At 69.9% G+C, this 15,045-nt stretch carries 12 protein-coding genes and 2 pseudogenes; 8 read left to right on the forward strand and 6 right to left on the reverse strand.

Going from position 1 to position 15,045, the window contains the following annotated elements:
• Nucleotides 1-270: 270 nt before the first annotated feature.
• From eno to OG933_RS04725, 6 genes are all read left to right on the forward strand, one after another.
• Nucleotides 271-1,581: a phosphopyruvate hydratase gene (gene eno, locus OG933_RS04700; protein ID WP_405625525.1), complete on the forward strand. Its 1,311-nt coding sequence runs from the start codon at nucleotides 271-273 to the stop codon at nucleotides 1,579-1,581.
• A gap of 61 nt (nucleotides 1,582-1,642) precedes the next feature.
• Nucleotides 1,643-2,647, forward strand: coding sequence for a VOC family protein (locus OG933_RS04705; protein ID WP_405625526.1), 1,005 nt, complete (start codon nucleotides 1,643-1,645; stop codon nucleotides 2,645-2,647).
• A gap of 24 nt (nucleotides 2,648-2,671) precedes the next feature.
• Nucleotides 2,672-3,223, forward strand: a complete 552-nt coding sequence (locus OG933_RS04710; protein ID WP_405625528.1) for a carboxymuconolactone decarboxylase family protein — start codon at nucleotides 2,672-2,674, stop codon at nucleotides 3,221-3,223.
• Between the two features lie 69 nt (nucleotides 3,224-3,292).
• A complete protein-coding gene (locus tag OG933_RS04715; RefSeq protein WP_362522089.1) occupies nucleotides 3,293-4,390 on the forward strand; it encodes an alcohol dehydrogenase catalytic domain-containing protein in 1,098 nt (365 codons plus the stop codon).
• A 108-nt stretch (nucleotides 4,391-4,498) separates the two neighbouring features.
• A complete protein-coding gene (locus OG933_RS04720; protein WP_362522090.1) occupies nucleotides 4,499-5,407 on the forward strand; it encodes a LysR substrate-binding domain-containing protein in 909 nt (302 codons plus the stop codon).
• 229 nt (nucleotides 5,408-5,636) lie between these two features.
• A complete protein-coding gene (locus OG933_RS04725) occupies nucleotides 5,637-6,503 on the forward strand; it encodes a 3-hydroxybutyryl-CoA dehydrogenase (RefSeq protein WP_405625530.1) in 867 nt (288 codons plus the stop codon).
• Nucleotides 6,504-6,601: 98 nt separating this feature from the next.
• On the opposite strand, the pseudogene OG933_RS04730 reads toward OG933_RS04725, so the two are convergent.
• The 5 genes and pseudogenes from OG933_RS04730 to OG933_RS04750 form a co-directional block, all read right to left on the reverse strand.
• A pseudogene (locus OG933_RS04730) lies at nucleotides 6,602-7,578 on the reverse strand (hypothetical protein); the annotation flags it as partial.
• Between the two features lie 158 nt (nucleotides 7,579-7,736).
• Nucleotides 7,737-8,915: an acyl-CoA dehydrogenase family protein gene (locus tag OG933_RS04735; RefSeq protein WP_362522093.1), complete on the reverse strand. Its 1,179-nt coding sequence runs from the start codon at nucleotides 8,913-8,915 to the stop codon at nucleotides 7,737-7,739.
• Nucleotides 8,916-8,970: 55 nt separating this feature from the next.
• Nucleotides 8,971-10,212, reverse strand: coding sequence for a CoA transferase (locus OG933_RS04740; protein ID WP_362522095.1), 1,242 nt, complete (start codon nucleotides 10,210-10,212; stop codon nucleotides 8,971-8,973).
• Between the two features lie 59 nt (nucleotides 10,213-10,271).
• A complete protein-coding gene (locus OG933_RS04745; protein ID WP_362522096.1) occupies nucleotides 10,272-10,730 on the reverse strand; it encodes a zinc ribbon domain-containing protein in 459 nt (152 codons plus the stop codon).
• A 200-nt stretch (nucleotides 10,731-10,930) separates the two neighbouring features.
• Nucleotides 10,931-12,412 (reverse strand): MFS transporter, encoded by a 1,482-nt coding sequence (locus tag OG933_RS04750; RefSeq protein WP_405625534.1) that lies wholly within the window; start codon nucleotides 12,410-12,412, stop codon nucleotides 10,931-10,933.
• Between the two features lie 96 nt (nucleotides 12,413-12,508).
• Between OG933_RS04750 and OG933_RS04755 the strand changes: the two genes are divergently transcribed.
• Entirely contained in the window at nucleotides 12,509-13,027 is a 519-nt protein-coding gene (locus OG933_RS04755) for a MarR family winged helix-turn-helix transcriptional regulator (RefSeq protein ID WP_405625535.1), read from the forward strand.
• Nucleotides 13,028-13,206: 179 nt separating this feature from the next.
• Here OG933_RS04755 and OG933_RS04760 read toward each other — a convergent pair.
• Nucleotides 13,207-13,365: pseudogene (locus OG933_RS04760) on the reverse strand (acetyltransferase); the annotation flags it as partial.
• 134 nt (nucleotides 13,366-13,499) lie between these two features.
• Here OG933_RS04760 and OG933_RS04765 point away from each other — a divergent pair.
• Complete coding sequence (locus OG933_RS04765; protein WP_362522101.1) at nucleotides 13,500-14,516, forward strand: DNA-directed RNA polymerase subunit alpha; 1,017 nt, start codon at nucleotides 13,500-13,502, stop codon at nucleotides 14,514-14,516.
• Nucleotides 14,517-15,045: the final 529 nt, after the last annotated feature.

Below are 15,045 nucleotides of genomic sequence, written 5' to 3' on the forward strand. Positions count from 1 at the left end.
TTGACAGAGGCGTCGCCTCTTTACACGATTGCGCTATCGTTAGCACGGTAGCGAGCAGGGCGGTGAGCAGCCCTTGTCTCAAGCCGGCAGCTCGCGGCCGGAGCAGCCGCCGGGACGGCACCCGCCTCCCCTCAAGGACCGGGCCCAGGCATCTCCCCCCGCCTCGATCACCGATACCCGATACCCGATCTCCGACCTCAGGCTTCAGGCCCGAATCCCGGACCCCAAACCCCGAACCCTTGACGCTCAACTCCGAAAGGTTGCACCGCCATGACAGACGCGCGGATCGCCAGGCTCCACGGCCGCAGGGTGTGGGACTCACGCGGCCGGCCGACCGTGGAGGTCGAGGTCCATCTCGCGGACGGCGCGGTCGGGCGGGCCATCGCACCGGCCGGTGCCTCCACGGGCCGGGGCGAGGCCCTCGACCTGCGCGACGGAGGCACCCGCTTCGGCGGACTCGATGTGCGCCGCGCGGTGGGGTCGGTGAACGCCGAGATCGCGCCCGCTCTCGTGGACCTCGACACGACCGACCAGGAAACCGTCGACCGACTGCTGGTGGACCTCGACGGAACCCCCGACCGCAGCCGTCTGGGCGGCAACGCGATCGTGGCCACGTCCATGGCGGTCCTGCACGCCACCGCAGCGTCGGCGCGCGTGCCTCTGTGGCAGCACCTGGCGGGCGGGCGGCCGGTACGCATCCCGCTGCCGGAGATCCAGATCTTCGGCGGTGGCGCCCACGCGGACCGCCGTGTCGACGTCCAGGACTTCATGGTCGTCTGCCCCGCGGCACGGAGCTTCTCCGAGGCCCTGGACTGGACGGCGGAGATCTACCGGGCCGCCGGAGCCCTGATGAGGAAGGCGGGCAAGGCCCAGGGCGTGGCCGACGAGGGCGGCTTCTGGCCGGCGTTCGACTCCAACGAGGAGGCCCTGGAGACGCTGGCTCTGGCCATCGAGAGCGCGGGCTTCGCGCCCTCGACACAGGTCGGCATCTGCCTGGACGTCGCGGCCTCACAGTTCGGCAGCGGCGGAAGGTACACACTGGCCCTGGACAACCGCACCATGGACACCACCGCGCTGGTCGACATGCTGGGCGACTGGATCGAGCAGTATCCGATCCTGTCCGTCGAGGACCCGGTGGGCGAGGACGACCACGAGGGCATGCAGGAGTTCACCCGGCGCTACGGCCATCGCTGTCAGGTGATCGGCGACGACTACCTGGTCACGAACGCCAAGCGCGTCGAGGCCGCGGCGACCAGCGGAGCGGCGAACGCGGTCCTCGTCAAGCCGAACCAGGCCGGGACGGTCACAGAGGCGTTCCAGGCACTGCGGGCCGGAAAGGACGCCGGCTTCGGCACCATCGTCTCGGCGCGATCCGGAGAGACCGAGGACGTCACCATCGCCCACCTGAGCGTCGGATGGGACGCGGGCCAGCTGAAGGTGGGCTCGTTCACCCGTTCCGAGCGCATGGCCAAGTGGAACGAGGTTCTGCGCATCGAGGAGTCCCTCGGTGAATCCGCAGAATTCAGTGGATGGTCCGCCTTTGCATTCGCCGCGGTCAAATCCCCGACGGCCAAACCGTAAAACCGCGTATCGGTATTACAGTCATCGCAATCCAGAGCCCGATCGGAGCACGGAGAACAGCATGCTGCCACCCGTAAATATGCGCCCGAGTTTCAATATCACCCGCTCCAGCCATGTGCGTCTGTCCGTCGTCGATCTGGCCGAGAGCCGGAACTTCTACGTGAACGTGCTGGGACTCGTCGTCAGCGACGAGGACGAACGCACCTGCTACCTGCGCGGCCTGGCCGAGGCCTGCCACCACAGCCTCGTCCTGGAGCTGGACGAGGAAGGCGGCGGCACCTGCCGCAGGGTCGGCTACCGGGTCTTCTTCGACGAGGACCTCGACCTCGCGTACGCCTGGTTCCGTGAGCGCGGACTGTCCGCCGAGTGGGTCGACCTCCCGTATCAGGGCAGGACCCTGCACGTCAGCGACCCCATCGGTACGCCACTCGAACTCTGTGCGCACATGGAGACCCGGCCGAGGCTGCACATCGACTTCGCGTCCTACCGGGGCGCCCACGCGCAGCGTCTGGACCACTACCAGATCTTCGCTCCCGACACCTACGAGCTGTGCGCGTTCTACAGCGAGCTCGGATTCCGGAACTCGGAGTACCTCGAGCACGGCGACAAGCTGCTGGGTGCGTTCATGTACCGCAAGGGCACCTGCCTGGACCTGGCGATCGTCGAGAACGCCGGGCCCGCCCTGCACCACTTCGCCTACACCGTCTCCGAGAGCCGGGACATCTTCACCGCATGCGACTGGGCGGGGATCCAGGGCTACGGCGACGGCGTGGAGCGGGGGCCGGGGCGGCACGGTCCGGGCGGAATGCTGTTCACCTACCTGCGTGACCCCGACGGGCACCGGGTGGAGGTCTTCAACAGCCACTACCAGACCATCGACACCGAGGTCGAGCCGGTCCGCTGGGACGCGGCGGCGCTGAGCACGAACGCCCGTTGGGGCCTGCCGGCCCTGGAGAAGTGGTACTTCGAGGCCTCGCCCTTCGTGGGGGTCGAACAGATCCCGCCGACCGAGCCGCCGAAGCCGATGACGCTCGAGCGGTACCTGCTCGGACAGTCCGCCCACTGATATTTCCGTCCCCGAGGAGACACCATGGCCCGAGTCCCGTACCTGCACCGCGAGGACGCGGACGCGTCGCGGAACAACCTGTACGACCGGCTGGAAGCCGAGCGCAAGGTGCCGACGGCGAACATTTTCCTCGCCCTGGCGAACGCGCCGACCCAGCTGGACGGCTTCCTGACCTACGCCAACTCGCTACGGGCCGCCGACCTCAGTCCCAAGCTGCGGGAACTGGCGATCCTGACCGTGGGGTACGCGACCCGGTCGGCGTACGAGGTGGCGCATCACCGGTCGCACGGGCTGGGGGCCGGGCTCACCGAGGAACAGCTCGCCGCGGTGGCCGACTTCGAGACGTCCGACCTGTTCGACTCGAAGGAGAAGGCGGTGATGCGCCTCGCCAAGGAGTCCACGCTCCTGGTGGACGTATCGGAGGAGACGTGGCGGGCCGCGGCCGACCTGCTGACGGACAAACAGATGGTCGAACTCTCCTTGTCGATCGCCTGGTACAACTCCGGCGTCCGCATCATGGGGCTGCTGGGAATCGACCTCGAGGACAATTACCCGAACCCCTTCCCGAATTCGTAGGAATCGGCGCCGCCAGGCACGTCGACACGCGAGACGTGACAAGTATCTTGGAGTATTTCAATGGCGAAAATGCTCGCTGCACGACTGCACGCGCTCGGTGAGCCGATGTCGGTCGACACGATCGACGTACCCACCCCGCGCCCGACCGACGTGCTGGTGCGCGTCAAGGCATGCGGGATCGTGCCGAACATGGCCAACGTCATCAACAACTGGCCGACCTGGTTCCCGCACCAGCCGCTGCCGAAGTTGCCCGCCATCTTCGGCCTGGACGCAGCCGGCGTGGTCGAGTCGGTCGGTGAGGCCGTACTGCACACCAAGCCGGGCGACCGCGTGTACGTCAACCCCCTTCGTTCCTGCGGTAGTTGTCAGGTGTGCCGAGGCGGTGAGCTGAGCCGCTGCCGCTACTTCACGTTGAACGGCTACTTCAGCACCTCCCGTGACGGCCAGCGGATCTTCGACCTCTACCCCTACGGCGGCTTCGCGGAGTACATGACCGCTCCGCAGTACTCGATCGTCAACATTCCGGACACCATGACGTTCGAACAGGCCGGCAAGCTGGGCTACATCGGCACGGCCTACGGCGCCCTGAAGAACGCGGCGGCCGGTCCCGGCCAGGTCGCGCTCGTCGACGGGATCACGGGCACCCTCGGCGTCGCGTCGACCGTGCTCGCGCTGGCCTCCGGCGCCTCCCGGGTCCTCGGGACCGGCCGCAACGAGGAACTGCTCAAGCGCGTGAAGGAGTTGGCCCCGGAGAGGGTCGAGGTCTTCCGGCTGGGTGACGGCTCCACCGGTGAGTGGGCGAAGTCCCTGACCGGAGGCGAGGGCGCGGACTACGTGATCAGCGCCCTGGGCGCCAAGGCGCCGGTGGAGACGATGCTCGACTCCATGCAGGGCGTCCGGCGGGGCGGCAGGGTGGTCAACGTCGGGGGCGTGGCCGACCGGCTGCCCGTGGACGTGAAGTGGCTGATGGACGAGCAGGTCCAGCTGATCGGCTCCAACTGGTTCAGCACCGCCCAGGGGCAGGAACTCGCCGACATGGTGGCCACGGGCGCCCTGGACCTGTCCTATCTCCAGGCCAAACCCTTCCCGCTGGCCCGGGTCAACGAGGCGATCTCGGGACTCGAGGACCGGGACGGCGGCTTCAGCAACTATGTCGTCGTCCCCTGACATCTCGTACTCACCCCGCGGCGGCCCTGTCCTGCCCCGACACCTCCGCGGGGTGTCCATCCCACCGGCCGAACCGCGCCCGGTGCGCCCGGCAGGACGGAGGAGCCGATGGAACTGCGCTGGCTGGAGTCATTCGTCATCGTCGCGGAGGAACTGCATTTCGCGCGTGCGGCGGACCGTCTGCATTTGGCTCCTTCAGCACTCAGCGCCCAGGTCAAGGCGCTGGAGTCTCACTTGGGAGTCCGCCTGATCGACCGCGGGCGACGCACCCGCCCGGCGCTCACCGGTGCCGGGCGGCTGTTCCTCGAAGAAGCACGGCTGACCCTTGCGCAGGCCGCGCGGGCGGAGGCGGTGGGCCGGCAGGCCGGTCGCGGTGAACTGGGGCACGCCGAGATCGCCTATGTGGCCTCCGCCGCCTTCTCCGGTGTGCTGACCGACGTCCTCACCCGGTGCGCGGCCCTCGACACCCATCTCACCGTGCAGGTAAGGGAGTTGGAAACACCGGCCCAGTTGGAGGCCCTGTCCTGCGGGGACATCGACGTCGGCTTCCTGCGCTGGCGGCCGGAGTACCCGGCCGGGATCGCGACCACCCGCCTCTTGACCGAAGGGGTGGTGCTGGCGTTGCCGGACGGAGCGCCGCTGGCGGCGTACGAGGCGGTACCGGCGGCGGAGCTGCGCCACGAGGTGTTCGTGGCCCCGCACTTCGACGAGGAGTACGGCTGCCGCGACCAGATCCTGGAGGTGGCCGGGCAAGGTGGCTTCGGGCCGCGGTGCGCGCCTCCGGTACGGGACTTCATCGCCGCCCTCACTCTGGTGGGCGGCGGTCTCGCCGTGGCACTGGTGCCGGACTCGCTGCGCCGCGTACGGATACCGGGGGTCGCCTACCGTCCTTTGGCGGACGTGCCGTTGACCACTCGGCTCGTGGGTGCCTACCGCAGAGGCGAGACCTCGCCCGCGGTGCGCGGCGTGATCCGCCGTCTCCGGGAGGCGGCGGCCGCCCCGTCCGCCGCCGACTGACGCCCCGGCAACGGCGGTGGGGTGGCAGGTGGCCGGGTGACGGGGCGGCCGGTTCCCGGGGTGGCGAAGATCGATGGCGCGGTCGACGTCGCACGACGCAGATTTGTGCGCGGACGACGCACCGTCGGGGCAGGTCAGAGCGATATTTCCCGCCTACGCTCGTCTCGGCACCACAGACCGTTGCAGCGTCGCTCGACCGCGACAGGGCGGGGCGACAGTGGAGGAACGTATGACATCGATCAAGCACGTGGGAGTGGTCGGCGCAGGGCAGATGGGCCAGGGCATCACCGAGGTCTGCGCACGGGCCGGGCTGCACGTCACGCTGTGCGACACGACCGAGGACCGGGCCCGCGCGGGTCTGGGGGGCGTGGCGGACTCCCTGCTCAGAGCGGAGAAGCGCGGAACCATCACCCCGGATGACCGTGCCCACGCCCTGGCCGGTATCTCGGCCACCGCCGATCTCTCCCGACTGTCCGGTGCGGACCTGGTCATCGAGGCCGCCGTCGAGGACGAACGGGCCAAGACCGCGCTGTTCCGGCGACTGGACGAGGTGGTCGCGGATCCGAACGCCGTACTGGCCAGCAACACCTCCTCGATCCCCATCGCGCGGCTCGCGGCCGCGACCGGGCGGCCGCACGCGGTGGTCGGACTGCACTTCTTCAACCCGGTCCCCGTCATGCCACTGGTCGAGGTGATCCCCGCACTCCAGACCTCGAAAGCCACCGAACTTCGGGTGCGTGCCTTCGCCGGCGAACTCCTGGGCAAGAAGACGGTCCTGGCACAGGACCGCGCGGGCTTCGTCGTCAACTCCCTCCTGATCCCCTACCTGTTGGCAGCCGTACGCATGGTCGGCTCCGGCACGGCGACCGCGGAGGACATCGACACGGGCATGACGGAGGGCTGCGCCCACCCGATGGGCCCGCTGCGCCTCGCCGACCTGATCGGCCTGGACACCGTGGCGGCGATCGGCGAGGCCCTCTACGAGGAGCACCGAGAGCCGCTGTACGCCCCTCCCCCGCTGCTGCGCCGCATGGTCGAATCGGGTCTGCTGGGGCGCAAATCGGGAGAGGGGTTCTTCCGCTACCGGGCCGCCTGATGCCATGGGCCCGCGTCACTGCATCCGTGGTCTCCGGTCCGAGAACCGCGCGGCGGGGTCCAGCTGTGATGCAGGGGAGTCGAGTGCGGACAGTGCGCTCACCGGCGAGACACCAGAGCGGACATCACGGCAGGCGGCAGGGACGGGTTGGCTGCGGCCGCTTCGCCTACCCGCCGGTCCGCGTCGGCGAGCAGCCCGGCGATGACCGGTGGCGGGAGTGCCGGGTGGCCGGCGGCTACGGGTCTCGCCCGTTCGTCCGCCAGACAGGCGAGCAGCGCCGAGGCGCTCGCCCGGCGATGTCGGGCAACCTCCCGGAACACCTTCCGCACCGTCGGTTCGCGCCGGAGGACCACGTCCTCCAGCAGCGCCGGGGCCGCGTCCGGGTCGGTCGCTGCCTTGGCCAGGACACGGCTGCCGTGTCGGTCGACCATGGCACACAACTGCGCTTCGCTGAGGCCTGGGTGGGGAGCCAGGGACCCGACCTCGGCGGCGGAGCGGGCGGTGATACGAGGGAGGAGCGTAGCGCCGATCCTCGCGGTCCGGGCCAGGTCGGTGAGCACGTCGAGGGGTACACGGGGACGGTGTGTGCGAGCCTGCGGCGTACGTCGGGGTCCTGGTCGCCGGCCAGCACACGGATCAGGGCGTCGTCGATCGCGGGATTTTCGGCAAGGTCGGCGCGGACACCCGGGACGGGGTCCGAGGCGAGCCGGGCGCAGGCATGCCGGGGCAGGTCCTGGCGGGCGGCGAGCGCCCAGCGCAACAGCATCGACGGGTGGTCCACGAAGTCGACGACGGCTTCGACGAGCGTGGCAGGGTTACGGAGTGCCGCCTGCCACATCTCGTGGACGGTGGACTCGTGGGAGCCGTCACAGGAGGCTCCCGGTGGCAGATCGCAGTCGAGCCGCCGGCAGTGCGGGTCGTGAACGAAGGGGGTCTCCTCGCGGTCACAGACCAGGCAGCGTTGCGCCGCCGGCAGCCCCTCCCCGGTCACCCATGCTGCCAGTACAGCAGGGGGAGCCGACTCGTCGCCCGCCACAGCACGGCGGACCTCGGCGTGCGGATGCGCCGCCACACGGCCCGGTCGTGACCGAGTGGCAGGCCTGTGTCATCGCCTCGCTGGTGACGCGCCGCGGGTCGGCAGCTCGACCGCGAACGGGTGCGTTCGGCACGGGAGTCCGGGACCGGGTCGACCGGTACGGCGTTGTTCACCGGTGCTCCCCCGGCGTTCGGTGATCAGCGGAACGCCGGCCGGCCGGTGACCGCCTGGCCGACGACCAGGGTGTGCATCTCGCTCGTGCCTTCGTACGTGAGGACGGACTCCAGGTTGTTGGCGTGGCGCAGCGGGGAGTACTCCAGGGAGATGCCGTTGGCGCCCAGGACGGTGCGGCACTCCCGTGCGATGGCGAGCGCCTCCCGGACGTTGTTGAGCTTGCCGACGCTGATCTGCTCGGGCCTGATGCGGCGTTGGTCCTTGAGCCGGCCCAGGTGCAGGGCGAGGAGGGCGGCGTTGCCCAGGGAGACGGTCATGTCGGTGAGCTTCTTCTGGGTGAGCTGGAAGGCACTGATCGGCTTGTCGAACTGCACCCGGGAGTCGGCGTACTCGATGGCTGCCTGGAGCGAGTCGCGGCCCGCGCCGACCACGCCGAACAGGATGCCGAAGCGGGCTTCGTTCAGGCAGGACAGCGGCCCGCGCAGGCCCTCCGCGAAGGGCAGCCGCGCCGAGTCGGGCAGCCGTACGTCGTCGAAGGACAGTTCAGACGTGACGGACGCGCGCAGCGACATCTTCTGCTTGATGTCCTGCGTGGTGAAGCCGGGTGTGCCGCGCGGCACGAGGAAGCCTCGGATGCCGGCCTCGGTCTGCGCCCAGACGGTGGCCACGTCGGCGATGCCGCCGTTGGTGATCCACATCTTGGAGCCGTTGAGGATCCAGTCTCCGCCGTCGCGGACGGCCCGGGTGCGCATACCGGAGGGGTCGCTGCCGAAGTCGGGCTCGGTCAGGCCGAAGCAGCCGATCGCCTCGCCGGCGGCGAGCCGGGGCAGCCACTCCTGCTTCTGCTCCTCGGAGCCCCACTTCCAGATGGAGAACATCGACAACGAGCCCTGCACCGAGACGAAGCTGCGGAAGCCCGAGTCGGCGGCCTCCAGCTCCAGGCAGGCAAGTCCGTAGCTGACCGCGTTCGTGCCGGCACATCCGTAGCCGTCGAGGTGCATGCCGAGCACACCCAACTTTCCCAGCTCCGGGGCGAGTTCGCGGGCGAAGTGGGCGTTCTCGAACCACTCGGCGAGGTGCGGGCGTACCCGGTCGGCGAGGAACTTGGCGACGGTGGCCTGGATCTCGCGTTCCTCGTCGCTGAGGGTGGAGGAGAGGTCGAGCAGGTCGAGGGGGTCCTTCATGGGCTTGGCGCCGCTCATCGTGGGCTCCTGACATGTGGGCTGGTGGGTTCGGTGGTGTCTGCGCCGCGAGCGATCAGGTGACCGCTCCGTCCGGCGCGGGGGTGCGGTCGGAAAGTCGGTGCAGGATCTCTGCCGTGTGCCGGCCCAGGCGCGGCGGCGGCAGACGGTACTGCGCGGGTGTGCCGCTCAGCACGATGGGGCTCGCGACCTGGCGCGACGGCCGGCCGTCTGTTCCGTCGGCGCCGGCGTCGGGGATGTCGACGATGCCGGGGAGGCCGAGCTTCCGGGCGAAGGCGAATGCCTCGTCGAGGGTGTTGACCGGTCCGGCCGGCACTCCGGCGGCCAGCAGGACGGCCGACCAGTGGTCCGCGCCGGCCGTGCCGAGCCGTGTGGTCAGGATGTCCCGCAGTACGGCGCGGTGGGCGACGCGGTCGCCGTTGGTACGGAAGCGGTCGTCGAGAGCGAGGGCGGGCTCCCCGACGATGTCGGCGAGCGCCGCGAACTGACGGTCGTTGCCGACCGCGAGCGCGATCGGACGATCGGCCGTGGGGAGTGTCTCGTACGGGGCGATGCTGGGGTGGGCGTTGCCCATGCGGCCCGGGACCACTTCGGCGACGGCGTACGCGGACGCCTGGTTGACCATGGCCGACAGCAGCGACCCGAGCAGGTTCACCTCCACCAGCTGGCCCTCTCCCGTGGCGTCCCGGTGACGGAGCGCGGCAAGGATGCCGAGCGAGGCGTGCAGGCCGGTGATCACGTCGACCAGGGCCACACCCGCCTTCACCGGCTCCCCGGCGGCGTCTCCGGTCACGCTCATCAGACCGCCGACGGCCTGTACGAGGAGGTCGTATCCGGGGATCGCCGCGCCCGCACCGCTGCCGAAGCCACTGATCGAGCAGTAGATCAACTCCGGGTTTCGGGAGCGGAGTTCGCGATGGCCGAGGCCGAGCCGCTCCATCGTGCCGGGGCGGAAGTTCTCCACCAGCACATCGGACTCGGCGACCAGCGCGCGGGCCTGTTCGCGGCCGGCACCGGTCGTGAGGTCCAGGACGACGGACCTCTTGTTCCGGTTGACGCTCAGGAAGTAGGTGGAGGTGCCCTCGTGATCCGCCGGAGGGCACCACGCCCGGGTGTCGTCGCCGCTGCCCGGCCGCTCGATCTTCACCACCTCGGCGCCGAGGTCGGCAAGGAGCATGGTGGCGTAGGGGCCCGCGAGGACCCGGGAGAAGTCGGCGATGCGCAGACCTTCCAGCGCGCCCCGTCCCGCTCCGTCGTCGATGCCCGCCGGCTCGTCCGCGTAGTCCTGGGTGCTCACGCACCCTCCTCTCTGATCCTCCCGCGAGTGCGAGGCGGATGTGTCCTGGCCGTTTCCCGTCACCACCAGCGCACCAGAGGCGGCGCCGGGTGGGTGAGTTCGACCAGGGGCAGGCCTTGCCCGTGGGGAGCGAAGGTCCGTACGACACTCACCCGTGCTCCCACCGAGACGGCGACCGGCGCCGACCCGGTGACCTGGCAGAGCAGGTGGAAGCCCTCGTCCATCGCGACGAACCATGTGTTGAGCGGGACGTGGCCGTTGCGGCGCACGACGACCCCGGAGCCCTTGCTGCGCTCCCGCTCGAAGGCCGTCGACCCACAGGCACGGCAGAACGAACGGCGGTGGGCCGCGGTGCCGCACCACAGGCAGCGCTGGAAGAAGAATTCTCCGCGGACCACCGCTTCGTCCGGCGGGGCAGCCGGGTCGGTGGCCGCGTCGGTGGCCGCGTCGGTGGCCGCGGTAGCGGCCTCGTGGTCGTCCGCGGGCTCGGTGTGTTCACGGGTGTCCGTCTGGAGCATCACGGCCTCCTGCACGCAGTTCGGTGACCGGAATCGGCTGGTCGGGATCCGTTGTGGCTCCTCCACCCTGGCCCTGCGGCAGATCGCCGGTCAACGACGCAGTGGCGCATCTTTGTGCGCGGAACGCGTTCCGTTCACCGAGGTCAGAGCCGCTCTAACGGCCCGAGTGCGGCGCGGGGGCCCGGCCCGCGGACGACGGCTCAGGCGTCGACGGCCAAAGGGGCGGCCGACGCGGCCCGGGAGAAGCGCGGCAGGGCGGCGCAACCGACAGCGAGCAGGGCGACGATGACCATCTGCACGTACTCCACGCCGGCGAAGGCCTGCGAGACGCCGTGTGGCGCCAGGGACAGGTACAGGGTGCCGAGGGTGGCCACACCGAGGGCGAGTCCGCTCTGCTGGAGGGTGATCAGTACGCCGCCGCCGACGCCGCCGAGGTGGGTGGGGACGTCGGCGAGGACGCTGCGGAACAGCCCCGCGAACAGCATCGACTGGCCGGCTCCGACCAGGGCCAGCGGCCCGGCCATGTCCCACAGGCCGACCTGCGGCCACGCGACCGACAGGACCGTCACCAGCGCGGCCAGTCCCGCGAGTTGGACCACCGCGCCGGCCGTCAGCGCCGCCCTGCCGAACCGGGTGATGACGCGGGGCGCCAGGAGCGAGCCGGCGAAGAACAGCAGGGCCATCGGCAGGATCGCCAGGCCGCCGTGCAGGGCGTCGGCATGCAGCCCGTTCTGGACGGTGAGGGCGAAGACGAACATGAAAGCGCCGAAGCCGACGCTGAAGGCGAAGACCATGACCAGACCCCTGGACATGGAAGGCAGGCGCAGCAGGGACGGCGGCAGCAGCGGGACTTCGCCGCGCCGCTCGGCGCGTGTCTCCACGACGTGGGTGACGGCACCGAGGACGACCGCGACGGCGATCAGCAGCCATGTCCACCAGGGCCAGCCCAGCGAGTGCCCCTCGGTCAGCGGAACCAGCAGGGCGGTCAGAGTCGCGGCGAACAGGACGGTGCCCGGCAGGTCGATGCCGACCGGGTGGTGCGAGCGGGTGTCGGGCACGATGCGGGCCGCCACCAGCAGCACCATCACACCGATGGGCACGTTGACCCAGAAGACCGGCCGCCAGGTCGTGCCGGCGATGTCCGCGCCGACCAGCAGGCCGCCCACCAGCTGTCCCACGACCGCGGCGATGCCTGAGGTCGCTCCGTACAGGGCCACGGCGCGGGCCTTGCGCTCCCCGTCGAGGACATGATGGAAGGTCGCCAGCACCTGCGGGACGAGCAGGGCCGCGGTGGCACCTTGGACGATGCGGGCCCCGATCAGCGCGCCTACCGTCGGTGCCGTGCCGCAGGCCAGGGAAGCCAGGACGAAACCCATGAGCGCGCCGAGGAAGACTCGGCGGCGGCCGTAGCGATCACCCAGTCGGCCGCCGAGGACCAGCAGGGCGGCGTACGCGACGCCGTACCCGGCGATGACCAGCTCCATCGATGACGCCGAGGCACGCAGGGAGGCGTCGATGCTGGGCAGGGCGACGTTGGTGATGAAGAAGTCCATGATCGGCAGGAAGGCGCCCGCGAGGAGGACGAACACCCCGAGCGGATGCAGGCCGCCCGCACGGGCTGTGGCGCGAGGCGAGGACGCGGTCGCGCCGGCATGCCGGGAAGAGGAGGTGGTTGTGGTCATGGCAGCTCCACGAGTGTTCATTATGAGCCTATAACTATAGGGCCATAATGAGTATGGGCCCATAACCACCTGGTGGCAAACCCGTACCCTGGGGCCGTGACGGAGGACCAGAAGCACCAGACGGATCCGACGGGCCCGATGGCATCGGACGACGAGCGGCGATGGGCCGAGCTGGCCGACCTCATGCTGATCGTCGGCCGGGAGATCCAGTTCCGCGGCTACAGCGACGAGCGGGCCATCCCCCTGTCACCGTCGGAGGGCATGGTGATGCGCCACCTCCAGCACGACCACGCCGCCCCGCCCAGCCGCATCGCCGCCGCCACCGGCCTCCAGCGCACCAACCTCTCCACCGTCCTGCGCGGCCTGGAACAGAAGGGCCTCGTCGAGCGGCGCGCCGATCCGGGCGACGGCCGTGGGGTGACCGTCCACACCACCGAACTGGGGCGCGCCAACTACGCCCTCGTCCGGCGGGAATGGGCCACGGCCGTCGCCACGGCCGCGGGCCACGACACCACGCACCTCGACGCGGCCCTCACCCTGCTCACCGCCATGGAAAGCGGCCTGACCAGGTCACGACCCCAGAACCGCACCAAACGCCAGGCGACACAACACTGACCTCCTCAGCGGCCCGGGAAGGTCGGCTTCACGAGCGTTCCGAGCGAAGAAGTGGCGGAAGCTGTACATCCGACAGCTTTCGCTTGTTTGTCAGGATTCGTACCGACCGGTAGCCGAGACCGAAGCGGACGCGCCGTACCGCAGCGGACGGATCGGCAGCCGCCGTCGCCCGATGGTCACGGCGCCGCGGAAGCCATCATCCCGTCGAGTGAGACCAGGAGCAGCACCTGTTCCCGTCGGCCGATCGCGTCCCGGATCGCGTCCACGGTGAGGTGGCGCGGGTCGATCGGGACGCCGATCCGTCCGGCGTCCGTCCGCGACTCGCGCTGCAGCAGGGCCCCACGAGCAGTGCACACTGGGTTGAAGTCGGGCGGGTCGGCCTCCGCGGCGGCTGTATCGCTCGTATCGCACGTACCCTTCATGGTGACCACGGTGTCCATGATGGGCGCCAAACCCTTGGAGGCAACACCACGTGCTGATCGCTCAGCGTCCGTCCCTGACCGAAGAGGTCGTCGACGAGTTCCGTTCCCGGTTCGTGATCGAGCCGCTGGAGCCGGGCTTCGGTTACACCCTCGGAAACTCCCTGCGCCGGACGCTCCTGTCCTCGATCCCGGGTGCGGCGGTCACGTCCATCCGTATCGACGGCGTGCTGCACGAGTTCACCACCGTGCCGGGCGTCAAGGAGGACGTCACCGACCTGATCCTCAACATCAAGCAGCTGGTCGTGAGCAGCGAGCAGGACGAGCCGGTCGTGATGTACCTGCGCAAGCAGGGCCCCGGTCTGGTCACCGCCGCCGACATCGCACCCCCGGCCGGTGTCGAGGTGCACAACCCCGACCTCGTCCTCGCCACGCTCAACGGCAAGGGCAAGCTGGAGATGGAGCTGACCGTCGAGCGCGGTCGCGGTTACGTCTCCGCCGTGCAGAACAAGCAGCTCGGTCAGGAGATCGGGCGCGTCCCGGTCGACTCGATCTACTCGCCGGTTCTCAAGGTCACGTACAAGGTCGAGGCCACGCGTGTCGAGCAGCGCACCGACTTCGACAAGCTGATCGTCGACGTCGAGACCAAGCAGGCGATGCGTCCCCGTGACGCCATGGCCTCCGCCGGTAAGACGCTGGTCGAGCTGTTCGGTCTCGCCCGCGAGCTGAACATCGACGCCGAGGGCATCGACATGGGCCCGTCCCCGGTGGACGCCGCTCTCGCCGCCGACCTGGTCATGCCGATCGAGGAGCTCGAGCTCACCGTCCGGTCGTACAACTGCCTCAAGCGTGAGGGCGTCCACTCCGTGGGTGAGCTCGTCGCCCGCTCCGAGGCCGACCTGCTGGACATCCGCAACTTCGGTGCGAAGTCCATCGACGAGGTCAAGGCGAAGCTCGCCGGCATGGGCCTGGGCCTCAAGGACAGCCCGCCCGGATTCGACCCGACCGCCGCCGCCATCGGTGCGGACGACGACGCCGACGCGGGATTCGTGGAGACCGAGCAGTACTGAACGCTGCGCTGCGCCGGTCATGGACACCCTTCGCGGCCGGCGAAGGCAGTCGGCGACGCCACTGCGCAGCCGAGGCCCGCACCGTGAACGGAGCACAACCCGCCGCCGACATCACAGCGGCCGGTGCGGGCCTGCCGGCTTCGACAGGGCAGGCCACGGCGTCGTGAAGACGATCTCGGTTTTCCCTTCCCGCCTGGCTCTTTCTCGCTTGGCTCTCGTACGATTCCGGCCAATAACCTGAGCCCGTCGTCGTCGGTCCGGCGATATCCGGGGAGTTGGATTCCGGATATCGCACCGGCCCACGCACTTCCGTCGGGATCTTCTCCTCCGGCGGGGTGCGCGGCGTAAGACGCGTCGGCGGCGGGAGTCGCGTTCGCCACCGGGAAGGCCGCCCATGCCGTCGGCGGCGGGCGTGGCGGGCGTGTCCGGCGTTCATGGCGAGGCGTCGTGGCACGTGGTGTCGCCGACGCCGGTCGACGACGTCCCGTCCCGTTCCCCCCGCAGTTCAGCTGCCGTTCCCCACACGGAG

The organism is Streptomyces sp. NBC_00016 (genome assembly GCF_045040885.1).
Lineage (GTDB): Bacteria > Actinomycetota > Actinomycetes > Streptomycetales > Streptomycetaceae > Streptomyces > Streptomyces coriariae.